Raw genomic sequence first — 16,984 nt, forward strand, 5'->3', positions numbered from 1 at the left:
GCGGTGGCCGCGGGCGGCCACCTGGTCAGCGACGAGCGGGCGCCCGCGTTCTGGGTGCTGGCCGACGCCGAGGGCAACGAGGTCTGCGTGTGCACGTGGCAGGCGCGCGGCAGGAGCTGAGGGGCAAGCCGAAGGCCCCGGATCGGAGTGGAGGTTGATCCGGGGCCCTCGACATTCAGGGGAGGCGTGCCGTCAGCGGCCGGTCACCTCCCGTGGTGCCGCGGAGGCGCAGGGCTGGGCGAGACGTCCGCGGCGGCCGTGGTGGCCGTGCCCTCGGTGTTGGTGAACACCGCCCGGTACTCGGTCGCCCGCGTCGCCACCTTCACCGTGAGCGAGGTGCTGTGCGCACCCCGGACCCAGCTCCAGTGCCCGCCGACGGAGCGCTGCTGCCAGCGCACGGTGGGCTGCGGGTACCCGGTGGCCGCCGCTGTGAGCGTCACCCTCGAGCCCGCCTTGGCGGTGACCGAGGTCGGTTGCACCGTGACGACCGGGGCCGTGCGGGCGATCCGCACGGTGGCGACCTCGGTGGTGGCCGACCCCTCGGTGTTGGTGAACACCGCGCGGTACCGGCTGCCGTCGATGCGCTCGGTGACCGTGAGCGTCAGGGACGGCGAAGTCGCACCGGCCACGTTCTTCCACTGCCACGGCAAGCGGCCGCGCACCTGCCACTGGACGGTCGGCGCGGGGTAGCCCGACGCCGCCGCGGTGAGCGTGACCTCGGAACCGAGGTCACCGGCGACGGACGTCGGCTGCTCGGTCACCACCGGGGCCGTCGGCTCCGGGGCCACGGGTGCGACCAGCTGGGCGACGCCCCACCGCGAGGTGTTCTGGTACGAGCGCCCGGTCGGGTCGGACCACGTCCGCACCGATCCGCGCACCCCGGCGGTGCCGTCGTTGACCTGGAAGTCCAGGCCCACCAGGTCACCGGCCGTGACGGTGCGCCCCAGTGAGAGCGACGCCTCGACCACGTACCCGCCGTCGACCACCGCGGTCGCGCTGGTCAGCCGGTCGCYGATCACCGCGGTGTCCCCGCTGATCGACACCGCGTTGAGGTAGTTGATCCGGTACTGCCCGTCGGCCGGGTTGTACGGACCGGACTTGGCGTTGACCGGGTCGAGGAAGATCTCGACCGAGTCCTGCTCCCAGGCGTTGGAGCTCGTCGCGTCGAGCGACGGGTCCGTGACCTGCGCCAGCACGTCGACGCGGTCGTCGTGCCACAGGATGCGCACGTCCGCGGTGGCACCGGGCGTGCCCTCGACCTGCACCTCGGTCCGCACCACGGGGGCGTCGGCCCACGCGGCGTCGACCGCACCGTCGATGGCCGGTGCCGCAGAGGCCTGGGGGACCGCCACGTAGCCGACCGGCTCCACCAGGGTGACGACGCCGAGCGGGCCGCCGGTCTCCTGGTGGTGGGCCAGGTCGTTCCAGGACACGAGCCCTCCGCTGCCGTCGGCCACGCGGACGTCGAACGGCACGGTGGTACCGACGGCTCCGGGTGCGGCCAGGGGCAGCTCCGCCACGGCGGTCCAGCCGTCCGCGGTCTGTGTCCCCGCGTCGCGAGTCACCACCACGGGATCGCCCGAGCCGAAGAACGTGACGGTGTCGGCCGCGGCGTCGTCCGTCGCGTCGACCACGTGCACGTACGCGGTGAGCCGGTCACCGGACCAGCGCAGCTGGAACCCGGTCCCGCCCGAGATGGTCTGCAGCGGCAGCAGGCTCCACTGCAGGGCGTCCGGGGCGTCGGCCTGCGGGGCGTTCGCCTGCCGGGTGAGGGTCGGCAGCTGCGTCGGGTCGACGATGCCCCAGTAGGCCGGCTTGGCCTGCAGGTCGTCGTCGAACGGCAGCGGCGCGCCGTCCCGCCAGCTCCGGCTGTCGTACGGGCCCCAGATGGTGACCGCGAACAGGTCCGGGAACTCCCGCAGCATCGCGAAGACGCTGGCGTAGTAGTAGCCCTGCTCGACGAGCTTCTCCTGAGTGACCGTGCCGTCGATCTGCACGTCCAGCTCGCTCACGTCCTGCAGCAGGCCCAGGGGGGCGAACGTCTGGAGCGTGGTGCGCATCTGGTCGACCGACTGCGACAGGCTGATGTGGAACTGGTGCCCGACGCCGTCGACCGGCACGCCGTCGGCCAGCAGGCCCTCGACCAGGTCGAACATCGCCTGCCGCTTGGCGGGCAGCTCCGTGTTGTAGTCGTTGATGAAGAGCTGGACCGGTCCGTCGGGGTCGCCGCCGTTGAACGCCTCGGAGGCGATCTCGAACGCGTCCGCGATGTAGCTCGCCCCGAGCGTGGCGAACCAGGCGCTGCGGCGCAGGCCGTCGGCCTCGCTCTCGGCGATGACCTCGTTGACGACGTCGACGCTGACGATCGGGTTGCCGGCGGTGCCGAACTCGCCGTACTTGGTGCGGTAGTGGTCCGCGAACGTCTCGATGTGCGTCCGCATCCGTGCCAGCAGGAGGTCCTGGTCCGCGGCGCTGTCCGTCAGCGGGGTGCCGTCGGCGTGCTGGAAGAACCAGTCCGGCGTCTGGCTGTGCCACACCAGGGTGTGCGCGTGCACGCGGATGCCGTGCGCGAGCGCGAAGTCGACGAGCTCGTCGGCCGCCTCGAACGTGAACGTGCCCTCCGTGGGCTGGATGGCCTCGGGCTTCATCGCGTTCTCGGCAGTGAGCTGGTCGTAGTGCTTGGTGACCAGCTCGGCGCCCGTGCCCATGGTCTCGCGGGCGTCGATGGCGACCCCGACGGGCCACGGGAGCGCGTCTTGCAGCGACGGGATGTCCTGCTGGACCGGGGGAGCGGTGGACCCGGTGACGACGATGTCGTCGACCAGGAACGGTGCCGTGCCGGACGCCGACTCGACGTACAGGAGAGCGGAGTCGGCCGCGGCCATCACGTACGAGGCCTGCACCTGCACCCAGGCGCCGGCCGTCACGCCGGTCGCGGTGGCGACGGTGTCGTACGACGACGTGCCGGCGTTGTCACGCTGCACGCTGACGCGCAGGTCGGCGGAACCTGCCTCGCCCGCGGGGAGCTTGACCCACGCGGAGATCTGGTAGGTCCGGCCGGGCTGGAAGCCGCCGGTGACCGGTGCGCCGAGGCCGTGCCACGTGTCGGTGCGACCGGAGACAGACGCCGCCTGGGTGCCGCCGTGCGCCTCCGCCGTGGTGGTCGCGACGATCGGCGCGGTGCCGTTGCCGCGCGCGCCCCACACGCCGAGACCGTCCTCGAACCCGGTCGACAGGGAGGTCGTCGGGACGCCCGGGTCGTCGGAGCCGCCCGCGGGGAGCGTGAACTGCCAGCCGGCGGCGAGCCGTTCGGAGACGACCGTGCGGACCGCGGCCAGCGTGCCGGAGCGGTCACCGCCGCCGTCGTGCGTGAGCACCACCTGACCGGGCTTCATGGCCGCGCGCAGGTTGGTGGTGAGCGTCGGGACGTCCTGCGTCTCCCAGTCGCTGATCGTGTTGATCACCGCGAGCGGCTGCATGCCGAGCGCCACCGCGACCGCGGGCGTCTGACCCCAGCTGCCGTTGGGTGCTCGGAAGTACGGCACCTTGGCGTTCGGGTCGCCCAGCGCGGTCCGGATGATCTGCAGGTTCTCGACGAGGTCGGCCTGCACCTGCTCCGGCGTCCAGCTGCCCATGTCGGCGTAGCTGGTGGTGTGGTTGCACAGGGTGTGGCCCTCGCGCACGATGCGCTGCAGCACCGCGGCGCCGCCGGGAGCGGTGATGTTCTGGCCGATCACGCAGAACGTCGCGTGGATGCCCTGCTCACCGAGGTAGTCGAGCAGCGCCTCCGTGGTGGCGCCGTTGGGGCCGTCGTCGAAGGTCAGCGCGGCGACGTCGCCGGTGCCGCGGGCGGCGGTGACGGGTGTGGCTGTCGGGTTCACGGCACCTCCGGGCACGACGCCGGGCACGGGATCGGTGCCGCCGGCAGCGGTGACGAGCACGTCGTCGACGAGGAAGCTCGGGTGCGCCGCGCCGATCACGCCGGCCTCGAGGTACAGGGTCGCGGCCGTCACGGCTGCGTCCTTGGTGTACGTGCCGCCCACCTGCACCCAGGCGTCCGCGGTCACGTCGACGGGGGAGCCGACCCAGGCGTACTGGTTGTCGGCGGGCGTCTGCTCGACCGTGAAGTGCACCGGAGCCGTCCCCACCGTGCCGGGGGCGAGCTTCACCCAGGCCGACACCGTGTAGGTGGTGCCGGCGTCGAACAGGGTCGCCACGTTCGTCGCCGGCCCGTTCCAGTCGCCGGTCCGCCCGCTGACGAGCAGGCTCCCGGTCCCGGCGTGCGCGTCGTCCGCGGTCACCGCCAGCGTGACCGGCCCCCGGGGTCCCCACGGGGCCGGGTCGGGTGTCTCGAAGTCGTTCTGCAGGACCACTGTCGGCTCGGTCTCGGCGGCCAGCGCGGGCGGGGTCGTCGTCAGACCCAGTGCCACAGCTGCTGCCACCGCGGTGAGGACTCGTGCACGTCTCATCAGCGCTCCTTTGCGCGATCGTCTCCACTCCGGGCGGGAGATTACGCATCAACCGGACACGAGCGCCAGGGTTCTCGACAACGTTATTGATAACGTTATCGAATCGTGAGCCCGCCCGATACTTTCGGAGCGGCCGGCGCGGGCAGGTCGTCGGACCTGACGTAGGGGACCGTTAGTAAAACGTTATCGATAACGTTTGACGATCGGGCTCAGCGGCTGCAACAGTGGCGTCTGCGCCCACCGTCAGCGGAGACCGGGCGTGCGTGATGAAGAGACTGCACCACGCTCCACGTGGTGCCGCCCTTGCAAGGCGGGCGCAGAACCGGCACCGATGCCGACCTGCGTCGGTGACGGGCAGTGCGGGCAGCACGGCCTACACGGGCTGATGCTCGGTGGCAGTAGCAGTTCGCCCAGCAAGGGGCCAGCTTTCCACTCTGTGCAACTCGACGAAGAGGACAGATCTCATGATTGCTCGCAAGCTCCTGGCGGTCTCAGCCGTCATGGTGATGGGTGCCGCCGGGCTCACCGCCTGTAGTGGCGACGACGGTGGCAGCGGCGACAGCACGTCCGGCGGCGACGTGGAGATGACCTTCTGGCACAACTCCACCACCGGTGAGGGCAAGGCCTACTGGGACTCCACCGTGAAGGACTTCGAGGCCGCGAACCCCGGGGTCACGATCAAGATCCAGGCCATCCAGAACGAGGACATGGACGGCAAGCTCCAGACCGCCCTCAACTCGGGCGACGCGCCGGACATCTTCATGGCACGCGGTGGCGGCAAGCTGGCCGACGTCGTCGCTGCCGGTCAGGCGCAGGAGATCGTGGTCGACGACGCGACGAAGACTGCGACCGGCGACGCCGCGTACAGCGCCTTCACGATCGACGGCAAGGTCTACGGCATGCCGATGTCGATCCTCCCGGGCGGCATCTACTACAGCAAGGACCTGTTCGCGCAGGCCGGCATCACCGAGACCCCGAAGACGATCGAGGACCTCGAGGGCGCTGTCGACAAGCTGAAGGCCGCCGGGATCGCCCCGATCGCCCTCGGCGCCAAGGACGCGTGGCCCGCTGCGCACTGGTACTACTTCTTCGCGCTGCGCGCGTGCTCGCAGGACACCCTGGACAAGGCCGCCGCGGACATGACGTTCGACGACCCGTGCTGGCAGAAGGCCGGCGACGACCTCGCGGCGTTCTCCGACACCGACCCGTTCAACGAGGGCTTCCTGACGACCTCTGCCCAGCAGGGTGCAGGTTCGTCGGCCGGCCTCGTCGCCAACCACCAGGCGGCCATGGAGCTCATGGGCGCCTGGGACCCGGGCGTGATCGCGTCCCTGACGCCGGACCAGAAGCCGCTGGCCGACCTGGCCTGGTTCCCCTTCCCGGAGATCAGTGGCGGCGACGGTGAGGCCGGAGCCATGATGGGCGGCCTCGACGGCTTCTCCTGCTCCAAGGACGCACCGGCGGAGTGCTCGGAGTTCCTGAACTTCGCGATGCAGAAGAAGTACCAGGAGGGCTACGCGAACGCGTTCCACACGCTGCCCGCCAGCAAGGAGGCGCAGGGCGTCGTGACCGAGCCCGCTCTGGTGGACGTCCTGAACACCTACAACGACGCGCCCTACGTGTCGCTGTGGCTGGACACGCTGTACGGCCAGAACGTGGGCAACGCGCTCAACACCGGCGTGGTGAACCTGCTCGCCGGCCAGGGTGACTCGGAAGCGATCGTCCAGGGCGTCGTGGACGCCGCGGCGAAGGAGTAGACGACACCATGAGTGACTCCTCGGGCGAGGGCAAGCTCGCCGTGACCTCCTCGCCCGGGGGTTCCTCCTCGGCCGGGGACGGCGCCGCCCTGGCGCCGGCCCCCGGCCCCCCGGGCGGCGCGGCGTGCGGTCCTGATGTTCCTCACGTTCGTGATCTTCCCGGTGCTCCTGGCCGGGTACTACGGGTTCTTCAAGTGGAAGGGCTTCGGCCCGCCCACCGACTTCGTGGGACTGCAGAACTACCTGGTGATCCTGAAGGACACCACGTTCCACGACGCGGTCCGGCACAACTTCGTCATCGTGATCCTGTCCCTGGTGCTCCAGGGCCCGGCCGCGGTGCTGCTCGCGCTCCTGCTCAACCAGAAGATGCGCGGACGCTCGATCGTGCGGGTGCTGATCTTCGTGCCCTACGTGATCTCCGAGGTGATCGTCGGCACCGGCTGGAGCCTCATGCTCCAGACCAACGGCGCGGTCAACGACGTGCTCACCAAGATCGGTCTGCCGGACTGGACGGTCGACTGGCTGTCCGACCCGAAGGTCGCGATGGCCTCGCTGATGATCATCATCACGTGGAAGTACATCGGGTTCGCGGTGATCCTCTTCTTGGCCGGCCTGCAGAGCATCCCTGAGGAGCTCTTCGAGGCGGCGGCGATCGACGGCGCGAGCTACTGGCAGACCCAGCGGCGCATCACGCTTCCGCTGCTCGGCCCGACGATTCGGATCTGGGCGTTCCTGTCGATCATCGGAGCGCTCCAGCTCTTCGACCTCGTCTACATCATCTGGGGCCAGTACGTGGCCGCCACGGCCGGGACCTCGACCATGGCCACCTACATGGTGGTGAACGGCCGCAACGCGGCGAACTACGGCTACGGCAGCGCCGTCGCGGTGGTCCTGTTCATCATCTCGCTCGTCGTGGCCCTGACCTACCAGCGGTTCGTGCTCCGGCGTGACACCGAGGGTGCCCTCACGGAAGGAAAGAAGTGATGGCCACGACGACCGCGCCCCCACTGAGCCCGACGGCACCGCGCCCGCTCAAGGGCGGCAAGCGCCCGAGCCTGAGCCGCGCCGGCTGGGCGACCTACGTCGCCGCCTGGGCCCTCGTGGGTCTGTGCATCGGCCCGGTGCTCTACATCATCATCGGTGGCTTCCGGACGAACGCCGAGATCACCGTGGACCCGTCCGGCTTCCCGTCGACGTGGCAGTTCGTCAACTACTCCGAGGTCCTGCAGAGCTCGATCTTCTGGCGGCAGGTCGCCAACTCCGTGATCTGCGGTGTCTTCACGACTATCGGTGTCGTGGTCCTGGGCGTGGCGGCCAGCTTCGTGCTCGCTCGCTACAACTTCAACGGCCGCGCCGCTCTGTACGCCCTGTTCGCCGCCGGTCTGATGTTCCCGATGACGGTCGCGATCACCCCGCTGTACATCATGATCCGGGGCCTGGGCCTGAGCGACAGCCTGTGGGGCATCATCCTCCCGCAGATCGCCTTCGCCCTACCGACGACGATCATCATCCTGGTGCCGTTCCTGCGGGCGATCCCGAAGGAGCTCGAGGAGGCGGCGTCGATCGACGGTGCGAGCCGGCTCGGGTTCTTCTTCCGCATGGTGGTCCCGCTGTCGATCCCGGGCGTGGTGACCGTCGGGATCCTCGCGTTCATCGCGAGCTGGAACAGCTACATCCTCCCGCTCTTCATCCTCAACAACGAGAACAGCTACACGCTCCCGCTCGGGGTCCAGGCGTTCGCGTCGCAGTACTCCGTGGACACCGCCCGCGTGCTCGCGTTCACGTCGCTGTCGATGATCCCTGCCCTCCTGTTCTTCACGCTCTTCGAGCGCCGCATCGTCGGTGGCCTGACGGGTGCGGTCAAGGGCTGACCGCAGCCCGAGCCTGGCGCCGGTGCGTCCGCGCGTCCGGGTCGCCGTGCCATCGAGCAGTCCTGCTGTCCGTGCGTCGCGAGGCGACACACACCCCAATGCCATGACGAAGGAGACGGGCCCCGTGGTCGACGTCGTACCTGCAATGCCCCACGTGTCCGAACGCGTGCGTGCCCTGCACGCGCAGATGACGCTCGAGGAGAAGCTGGCCCAGATCGTGGGCTACTGGCTGGACCAGGACGGCACGGTCGCGCCGATGCAGTCCGAGATGGCGGCCGGCCAGCAGACCTCGAGCAAGCTCGGCGAGGTGACCCGGGACGGTCTGGGCCACTACACGCGGGTGTACGGCACGCGTCCGGTCGACCCGGGCGAGCGCGCGGCCTGGTTGTGGTCGGAGCAGCGCCGCCTCAAGCGCGAGACCCGCCTGGGCATCCCGGCCCTGGTCCACGAGGAGTGCCTCACCGGCCTGGCCGCGTGGCAGGCCGCCACCTACCCGACCCCGCTCGCCTGGGGCGCGACGTTCGACCCCGAGCTCGTGCACGAGGCGGCACGTGCGATCGGCGACTCGATGCGCCTGCTCGGGATCCACCAGGGTCTCGCGCCGGTGCTCGACGTCGTGCGCGACCCGCGCTGGGGTCGTGTCGACGAGTGCATCGGGGAGGACCCGTACCTGGTCGGCACCATCGGTACGGCGTACGTCCGCGGGCTGCAGGAGGCCGGCGTCCACGCGACGCTCAAGCACTTCGTCGGGTACTCGGGGTCGAGGTCCGGCCGCAACCACGCACCCGTCAGCGCGGGACCGCGCGAGATCGCGGACCACTTCCTGCCCCCGTTCGAGATGGCGATCATCGAGGGCGGCGCGCGGTCGGTGATGAACGCGTACGTCGACATCGACGGCGTGCCCCTGGCGTCGAGCGTGGAGTACCTGACGACCCTCCTGCGCGAGCGGTGGGGCTTCGACGGTGTCGTCGTCGCGGACTACTTCGCGATCGCGTTCCTGCAGGTCATGCACGCCATCGCCGCCGACCGGGGCGAGGCGGCCGCACTCGCGCTCGAGGCCGGCATCGACGTCGAGCTGCCCACCGGAGACGCGTACCTGCAGCCGCTGGCGGACCGCGTGCGTGCGGGCGAGCTCGACGAGCGGTTCGTGGACCGGGCCGTCCTGCGTGCTCTGGCACAGAAGGAGGAGCTCGGCCTCCTCGACCCCGACGCGTTCGAGGACGAGCCGCCGACGGACATCGACCTCAACTCGCCGCAGCACCAGGCGCTGGCTCGCCGCCTCGCCGAGGAGTCGGTCGTGCTGCTGTCGAACGACGGGCTGCTGCCGCTGAACCGGGGCACCGCTGCGCCGTCGCGCGTCGCCGTCGTCGGCCCGAACGCGCACCGCGCCGAGGCCCTCATGGGCTGCTACTCGTTCGTGAACCACGTGCTGCCGCACCACCCCGAGCTGCCGATGGGCCTCGAGATCCCGACGGTCCTCGACGCGTTCGGCGGGGCGTTCGACCGGGCCGGCATGGCGCAACCCGAGCTGGTGTTCGCCGAGGGCTGCACCGTCGAGGGCGACGACACCTCGGGGTTCGCCGAGGCCGTCTCGGCCGCCCAGGGCGCCGACGTCGCGGTCGTCGTCGTCGGCGACCAGGCCGGGCTGTTCGGCCGCGGCACCGTGGGTGAGGGCAACGACTCGGAGTCGCTCGACCTGCCCGGCGTCCAGCGCGAGCTCGTCGAGGCACTGGTGGCCACGGGCACTCCCGTCGTGATGGTGCTGCTGACGGGGAGGCCCTACGTGATCGACTGGGCGCTCGACGGGCCGGGCGCGCGTCCGGGTGCCGTGATGCAGGCGTTCTTCCCGGGGGAGGGCGGCGGGCTGGCCGTCGCCGACGTCGTCACCGGAGCGGTGAACCCGTCCGGCCGGCTCCCGGTCTCGATGCCGCGCTCCTCGGGCTCGCAGCCGTACTCCTACCTGCACCCGATCCTCGGGGGGCCGTCCGACGTCACCTCGACCGACTCCACACCGCTGCGTCCGTTCGGGTTCGGCCTGTCGTACACGCAGTTCGCGTACTCCGACCTGGTCGTCGACTCGTCCGTGGGATCGAGCGGCACGTTCACGGCGGCGGTGACGGTGACCAACACGGGCCCGGTGGCCGGTGCCGACGCCGTCCAGCTCTACGGCCACGACGTGCACGGCACGGTGACCCGGCCGGTGGCGGCGCTGCTCGGCTACGCGCGCGTGGAGCTCGAGCCCGGCGCCTCCAGCCGCGTGACGTTCTCGGTGCCGACCACCCGGTTTGCGTTCTCCGACCGTCGCATGGTCAGGATCGTCGAGCCCGGGGAGGTCGAGGTGTGGATCGGCGCGCACGCCGCGGCGTCGCACGCCGGGACGAGCACCAAGGACTCCACCGGAGGTGTCATCTCCAACGGCAAGGGCACGGAGCGCCGCGAGATCCCGGGTACGGCGACAGACCGCGCGCGGCTCGCCATCACCGGCGCGGTGCACGACGTCACGATCGACGACCCCCGCACGGTGGAAGTGAAGATCGTCTCCTCATGACGGTGGCCCGCAACCCCCTGCTCCCAGGGTGCTATCCCGACCCGTCGATCTGCCGCGTCGGGCAGACGTTCTACCTGGTCACGTCGACGTTCGAGTACTTCCCGGGCCTGCCCGTGCTCCGGAGCGAGGACCTGGTCAGCTGGGAGCAGGTCGGTCACGTCGTCGACCGAGCAGGACAGCTCGACTTCGACGGCATCGCGTCCTCGGGCGGCCTGTACGCACCCACACTGAGGCACCACGACGGCGTCTTCTGGCTGGTGTGCACCCTCGTCGACCAGCAGGACGCGACGCGGGGCGGCAACTTCCTGATGACCGCGACCGACGCGGCCGGGCCGTGGTCCGACCCGGTCTGGCTCGACGCCGACGGCATCGACCCGTCGATCTTCTTCGACGACGACGGCCGGGTCTGGGTGCACGGCACCCGCCTCGCGCGCGAGCCGGAGTGGCACGACCAGACCGAGGTCTGGGTGCGCGAGCTCGACCGCGAGACCATGACCCTCGTCGGGCCGGAGCACGTCATCTGGAACGGTGCGCTGCGAGGCGTCGTCTGGGCCGAGGCACCGCACCTGTACAAGGTCGACGGCACGTACTACCTCGTGGCCGCGGAGGGTGGGACCGAGTTCCACCACGCCGTGTCGGTCGCGCGGTCGGACGCCGTGACCGGTCCCTACGTGGGCAACAAGGGCAACCCGGTGCTCACGCACCGGCACCTCGGCAAGGGGTCCGAGGTCGTCGGCGTCGGGCATGCCGACCTCGTCGAGGCGGCGGACGGCAGCTGGTGGGCGGTCCTGCTGGGCATGCGCCCGTACGGCGGGTACCACTACAACCTCGGCCGCGAGACGTTCCTGGTGCCCGTGGTCTGGGAGGACGGGTGGCCCGTGCTCGCGCCCGGTGCCGGTCGGGTCCCCGCCGAGGTCGAGGTGCCGTTCGCGGGACCGGCGCGCCTCGGCGCGGCTCAGGGTGTCGTGTCCGGAGCGGTCCTTCCCGACGACCTCCGGTGGACGTCCCTGCGTGCGCCCGCTGACGCGTTCGCGTCGCCCCGGGCGGACGGGTGGGAGCTGAGGCTGCGGCCGACCACCCTGAGCGAGCCGGGTACGCCCGCGTTCCTCGGCGTGCGTCAGCAGCACGCCGACGTCGACGTGCGCGTGCTCGTGCGGGCCGCGCTCGGTGCGGGCGAGGACGTGGGCCTCGCGGTGCGGCAGTCGGAGGCTGACCACGTGCGGCTGTTCGTCACCGGCCCCGAGGGTGCCCGGGGCCGCAGGGTCGTGGCCGTGCAGCGCCGCGGCGGCGTCGAGTCCACGCTCGGAGAGCTGCCCCTGGGCGCGGAGGGACCCGTCGCGCTGGTCGTGCGTGCACGCGGGCAGGACTACGCGCTCCTCGCCGGGGAGGGGGAGGGCGAGCCGGTGCTGGTCGCTACCGTCGACGGGCGCGCGCTGGACTCGGTCGCGACCGGCGGCTTCCTCGGGCTGTGGATCGGGGTGTACGCCACCAGCAACGGGCGCCCGACGACGACGACGGCGCACGTGGAACGGTTCGAGTACCTCCGGGTGGGGTGACAGAGGCCGGTCCCGCGCGCCATCCTGGGGATCTCACCAGTACGGGCATCCCAAAGACGGGCGTGTCAAACGTTATCGATAACGTTTTCGTTGCAGTAGTCTCAGGCCATGGGTCCACGGGTGACGATCACCGATGTCGCGCGACGGGCGGGCGTCTCCACCGCGACCGTCTCGAAGGTGATCAACGAGCGGTACGGGGTGGCCAGCGGCACCACCTCGCACGTGCGCGAGGTGATCAAGGAGCTCGGCTACGAGTCGAGCCTGGTCGCCCGGAGCCTGCGCTCGCACAAGACGWACGTGATCGGCATCCTCGTGGCCGAGTTCGAGCCGTTCAGCGCCGAGATCCTCAAGGGCGCGTCGACCGGGCTCGGCGACTCCGGCTACGCGCTCCTCGCCTACACCGGCGGACAGCTGACCGGCGGGGTCGGCTGGGAACGGCGGTACCTGTCCCGGCTCAGCGGCACCCTGATCGACGGCGCGGTGCTGGTCACCCCGACGGTCCTGGAGGCCGACGCCGGGGTCCCCGTCGTCGCGATCGACCCGCACGCCGGGCCCTCGGGCCTGCCGACCGTCGACTCGGACAACTTCAACGGGGCCGTGCAGGCCGTCGAGCACCTCCTGGGGCTCGGGCACCGGCGGATCGGTTTCATCGGCGGCCGGTCCGACCTCGAGTCCTCGCGGCTCCGCGAGGCCGGCTACTGCAAGGCTCTCGCCGACGCGGGCATCGCGGTCGAGCCCGGCCTGATGCGGGCCGGTGACTACCGGAAGGACTCGACGCACGAGCCCGCCCGCGAGCTCCTCACCCTCCCGGAGCGGCCGACCGCGATCTTCGCCGCCAACGACCTCTCGGCGATCGGGACCCTCGAGATCGCCCAAGAGCTCGGCCTGGACGTCCCGTCCGAGCTGTCGATCATCGGGTTCGACGACATCCCGGAGTCGACGCTCACCACGCCGGCGCTCACCACCGTGCACCAGCCGATCCAGCAGATGGGTGCCGCAGCCATCGCGCTGCTCATCACGCTCATGGCCGGGCAGCCGGTCGAGCAGACCCACGTCCGGCTCGTGACCTCGCTCGTCGAGCGGGGATCGACGGCACCGCCCCGCTGACGCCCGACGGCTGCCCGCCCGCCTCGTGGTCCGCAGAGTGACCCTCCCGTGGCCAGGCGGAACGGCAGTCATACACTCGCGAGCATGACCGTGACGTCGGACAACGCCTCCAGCTCCACCCCACCAGCAGTCGACATCAAGCCCCGTTCGCGGACCGTCACCGACGGCCTGGAAGCCACCGCCTCGCGCGGCATGCTCCGCGCGGTCGGCCTGGGTGACGACGACTTCGCGAAGCCACAGATCGGCGTCGCGAGCTCGTGGAACGAGATCACGCCGTGCAACCTGTCGCTCCAGCGTCTCGCGCAGGCGGCCAAGTCGGGCGTGCACGCGGCGGGCGGCTTCCCGCTCGAGTTCGGCACCATCTCGGTCTCGGACGGCATCTCGATGGGCCACGAGGGCATGCACTTCTCGCTGGTGAGCCGCGACATCATCGCCGACTCCGTGGAGACCGTCATGCAGGCCGAGCGCCTCGACGGCTCCGTGCTCCTGGCCGGCTGCGACAAGTCCCTGCCGGGCATGCTCATGGCGGCGGCCCGCCTCGACCTGGCCAGCGTGTTCCTGTACGCCGGGTCGATCGCCCCGGGCTGGGTCAAGCTCGAGGACGGAACCGAGAAGGACGTCACGATCATCGACGCGTTCGAGGCCGTCGGCGCCTGCGCCCGTGGGCTCATGAGCCGCGAGGACGTGGACCGCATCGAGCGCGCGATCTGTCCCGGCGAGGGCGCCTGCGGCGGCATGTACACCGCCAACACCATGGCGTCGGTGGCCGAGGCCATCGGCATGTCGATCCCCGGCTCCGCGGCCCCGCCGTCCGCCGACCGCCGCCGCGACGCGTTCGCGCACAAGTCCGGCGAGGCCGTCGTCGAGCTGCTGCGCAAGGGCATCACCGCGCGCCAGATCATGACCAAGGAGGCTTTCGAGAACGCCATCGCCGTGGTCATGGCCTTCGGTGGCTCCACCAACGCGGTCCTGCACCTGCTGGCCATCGCGCACGAGGCCGAGGTGGACCTCACGCTCGCCGACTTCTCGCGCGTCGCCGCCAAGGTGCCGCACCTGGGCGACCTCAAGCCGTTCGGCCGCTACGTCATGAACGACATCGACCGCATCGGTGGCGTCCCGGTCGTCATGAAGGCGCTCCTCGACGCAGGCCTGCTGCACGGCGACTGCCTCACCGTGACGGGCAAGACGATCGCGGAGAACCTGGCGGACGTGAACCCGCCGGACCCCGACGGCAAGATCCTGCGGGCCATGAACAACCCGATCCACAAGACCGGCGGGATCACGATCCTGCACGGCTCGCTGGCGCCCGACGGCGCCGTGGTGAAGTCGGCCGGCTTCGACTCCGACGTGTTCGAGGGCACCGCGCGGGTGTTCGAGCGCGAGCGCGCCGCGATGGACGCGCTGGAGAACGGGACGATCGTGGCCGGCGACGTCGTCGTCATCCGCTACGAGGGCCCCAAGGGCGGTCCGGGCATGCGCGAGATGCTCGCCATCACCGGTGCGATCAAGGGCGCCGGCCTGGGCAAGGACGTCCTGCTGCTCACCGACGGCCGCTTCTCCGGCGGCACCACGGGCCTGTGCGTCGGCCACGTGGCCCCCGAGGCCGTCGACGGCGGACCGATCGCGTTCATCAAGGACGGCGACCGGATCCGGCTCGACGTGGCGAACGAGACCCTCGACGTGCTGGTCAGCGACGCGGAGCTCGACGGCCGCAAGGTCGGCTGGGCGCCGCTGCCCCCCACCTACACGCGTGGGGTGCTGGCCAAGTACGCGAAGCTGGTGCAGTCGGCGTCGAAGGGCGCMGTGCTCATCTGAGTTGCACGCAGCGACGGGCCCGCTCCTCTCGCCGGGTGACCCCGGAGATGACCCAGCGCTGGCTGAAGATGTAGACCACCAGCAGGGGCGCCATCGCCATGAGGTAGGACGCGAACGCCACCGTGTAGTCGGTGTTGAACTGCCCCTGGAACACGTACTGCGCGAGCGACAGCGTCCGCGCCCCGGGGTCGGTGAGGACCACGAGCGGCATGATGAAGTCGTTCCACGCCCAGACGCACGTGAGGATGCCGACCGTCGCGTTCATCGGGGTCAGCAGCGGGAAGATGATCTGCCGGAACACCCGCCAGGTCGACGCACCGTCCACCCGCGCCGCCTCCTCGAGCTCGATCGGGATCGAGCGGATGTAGGCGGTGTAGATGAAGATGTTCAGCGACAACCCGTAGATCGTGTAGAGCACGATCATCCCCGCCTGGTTGTCCAGGCCCAGGAGCGACGTCTGCTTCACCAGCGGAAGCATGATGATCGGGAACGGGATGAACAGGGCCGCCAGCAGGTAGAAGAACACACCCTTGAAGAACGGCCGGTGGATGTTCCGCGCGATGCCGTAGGCGACGACCGAGCTGGTCAGCAGCGTGAAGACGACCGACCCGACGGTGATGATCGCCGTGTTCATGAGGGCCTGCGGGAAGCTGGTCCGCTCCCACGCCTCGGCGAAGTTCCCCCAGCTCACCGGGTTCGGCCACTCGAAGCCTGTGCCGGCCGCGAGCTGGTCGGGGGTCTTCAGTGCCACGACCACGGCCAGGTAGAGCGGGACGAGGATCGTCAGCGAGCACACCGCGATCAGTGCGGTGACCCACCAGTTGATCTTGCGGGTGTCGTCGTCGGCGACGTTCTTGGTGCGTCGTCGCCGCGGCTCGGGAAGGACCGGCTCGGCCTGGCCGAGCATGGTTCCGGCGGTGGTCATCAGAAGTCCGCCTCTCTGCGCTGAAGGACCCGGAACTGGAAGAGCGAGACGATCGTGATGACGATGAAGAAGATCACCGCGTTCGCGGTCTGGTAGGCGAACTCCCCGCCGGAGAACCCGCCGCGGAAGATGAGCAGGGTGACCGACTCCGTGGCCGTGCCGGGCCCGCCGTTGGTGAGGGCGACGATCGGGTCGAAGACCTGCAGGAAGCCCTTGAGGCTCAGCACGACGTTGATCGTGAAGAAGGCGCTGATCAGCGGGAACGTGATCGACCGGAACTGCCGCCACGCCTTCGCGCCGTCCAGCGACGCCGCCTCGTAGAGCTCGCGCGGGATCGTCTGCAGCCCGGACAGGTAGATGATGATCGCGAAGGCGCAGGACTGCCAGACGGCCAGGGCGACGATCGCGGTCCACGCCCAGGTCTCGTTGGTGAGGATGTTGTCGGCGAAGAGCGGGATGCCCGACAGGATCTTGGGCAGCGAGCTCGAGAAGAAGAACTGGAAGACGTAGCCGATGACCAGGATCGCCAGGACGTAGGGCACGAAGTACACGCCCCGCCAGAAGTTGCGCGCCATGATCTTGGTGTTGAGGCCCATCGCGATGGACAACGAGATCAGGTTGGTCAGCACCGTGGCCGCGATCGCGAACAGGAACGAGAACCCGTACGCCTGCAGGACCCGGTCGTCCTTGAACAGGTTGACGTAGTTGGACAGGCCGACGAGGTTCCAGGCGCCGTACCCGGCGTAGTTCGTCAGGCTGAAGAAGATGCCGACGAGCACCGGGACGGTGTGGAACAGGAAGAACGCGATGACCGCGGGCCAGACCATCCAGTAGAACGTGGACTGTGCACGGTCCTTCGTGGCGCGTCGCGGCGGGGGGGTTCCGGCGTCGCCGGCCCCTCGTGCCGCGGGCAGGGCTTGCGTGGAGGACGTCATC

At 70.3% G+C, this 16,984-nt stretch carries 11 protein-coding genes; 8 read left to right on the forward strand and 3 right to left on the reverse strand.

Translation table 11 applies throughout. From position 1 onward, the window contains the following. A partial coding sequence (locus AC1DUQ_RS03440) for a VOC family protein (protein ID WP_477073402.1) occupies positions 1-120 on the forward strand: 120 nt, incomplete at its 5' end. Between the two features lie 83 nt (positions 121-203). Here AC1DUQ_RS03440 and AC1DUQ_RS03445 read toward each other — a convergent pair. Further along, positions 204-4,469, reverse strand: a complete 4,266-nt coding sequence (locus tag AC1DUQ_RS03445) for an endo-1,4-beta-xylanase (protein ID WP_477073393.1) — start codon at positions 4,467-4,469, stop codon at positions 204-206. 464 nt (positions 4,470-4,933) lie between these two features. On the opposite strand from AC1DUQ_RS03445, the gene AC1DUQ_RS03450 reads away from it, so the two are divergent. The 7 genes from AC1DUQ_RS03450 (at position 4,934) to ilvD (ending at position 15,123) form a co-directional block, all read left to right on the forward strand. Next, positions 4,934-6,226 carry an extracellular solute-binding protein gene (locus AC1DUQ_RS03450; RefSeq protein ID WP_477060467.1) on the forward strand — a complete coding sequence of 431 codons (1,293 nt, stop codon included), beginning with the start codon at positions 4,934-4,936 and terminating at the stop codon, positions 6,224-6,226. Between the two features lie 135 nt (positions 6,227-6,361). Continuing rightward, positions 6,362-7,210, forward strand: a complete 849-nt coding sequence (locus AC1DUQ_RS03455; protein ID WP_477073394.1) for a carbohydrate ABC transporter permease — start codon at positions 6,362-6,364, stop codon at positions 7,208-7,210. Next, a complete protein-coding gene (locus tag AC1DUQ_RS03460) occupies positions 7,210-8,097 on the forward strand; it encodes a carbohydrate ABC transporter permease (RefSeq protein ID WP_477060469.1) in 888 nt (295 codons plus the stop codon). The genes AC1DUQ_RS03455 and AC1DUQ_RS03460 overlap by 1 nt, the downstream gene beginning before the upstream one ends. Positions 8,098-8,200: 103 nt before the next feature. Further along, complete coding sequence (locus AC1DUQ_RS03465; protein ID WP_477060470.1) at positions 8,201-10,645, forward strand: beta-xylosidase/alpha-l-arabinosidase; 2,445 nt, start codon at positions 8,201-8,203, stop codon at positions 10,643-10,645. Then, positions 10,642-12,201, forward strand: coding sequence for a glycoside hydrolase family 43 protein (locus tag AC1DUQ_RS03470; RefSeq protein WP_477060471.1), 1,560 nt, complete (start codon positions 10,642-10,644; stop codon positions 12,199-12,201). Before AC1DUQ_RS03465 ends, AC1DUQ_RS03470 begins: the two co-directional genes overlap by 4 nt. Before the next feature lie 108 nt (positions 12,202-12,309). Beyond that, positions 12,310-13,308 (forward strand): LacI family DNA-binding transcriptional regulator, encoded by a 999-nt coding sequence (locus tag AC1DUQ_RS03475; RefSeq protein WP_477073395.1) that lies wholly within the window; start codon positions 12,310-12,312, stop codon positions 13,306-13,308. An 84-nt stretch (positions 13,309-13,392) separates the two neighbouring features. Next, positions 13,393-15,123: a dihydroxy-acid dehydratase gene (gene ilvD / locus AC1DUQ_RS03480; protein WP_477060473.1), complete on the forward strand. Its 1,731-nt coding sequence runs from the start codon at positions 13,393-13,395 to the stop codon at positions 15,121-15,123. On the opposite strand, the gene AC1DUQ_RS03485 is transcribed toward ilvD, so the two are convergent. Next, entirely contained in the window at positions 15,116-16,048 is a 933-nt protein-coding gene (locus tag AC1DUQ_RS03485; RefSeq protein ID WP_477073396.1) for a carbohydrate ABC transporter permease, read from the reverse strand. The two genes, ilvD and AC1DUQ_RS03485, sit on opposite strands and share 8 nt — an antisense overlap. Next, complete coding sequence (locus tag AC1DUQ_RS03490; RefSeq protein WP_477060474.1) at positions 16,048-16,983, reverse strand: carbohydrate ABC transporter permease; 936 nt, start codon at positions 16,981-16,983, stop codon at positions 16,048-16,050. Before AC1DUQ_RS03490 ends, AC1DUQ_RS03485 begins: the two co-directional genes overlap by 1 nt. Position 16,984 lies beyond the last annotated feature (1 nt).

It is taken from the genome of Cellulomonas sp. P4_B5_2, assembly GCF_056402235.1.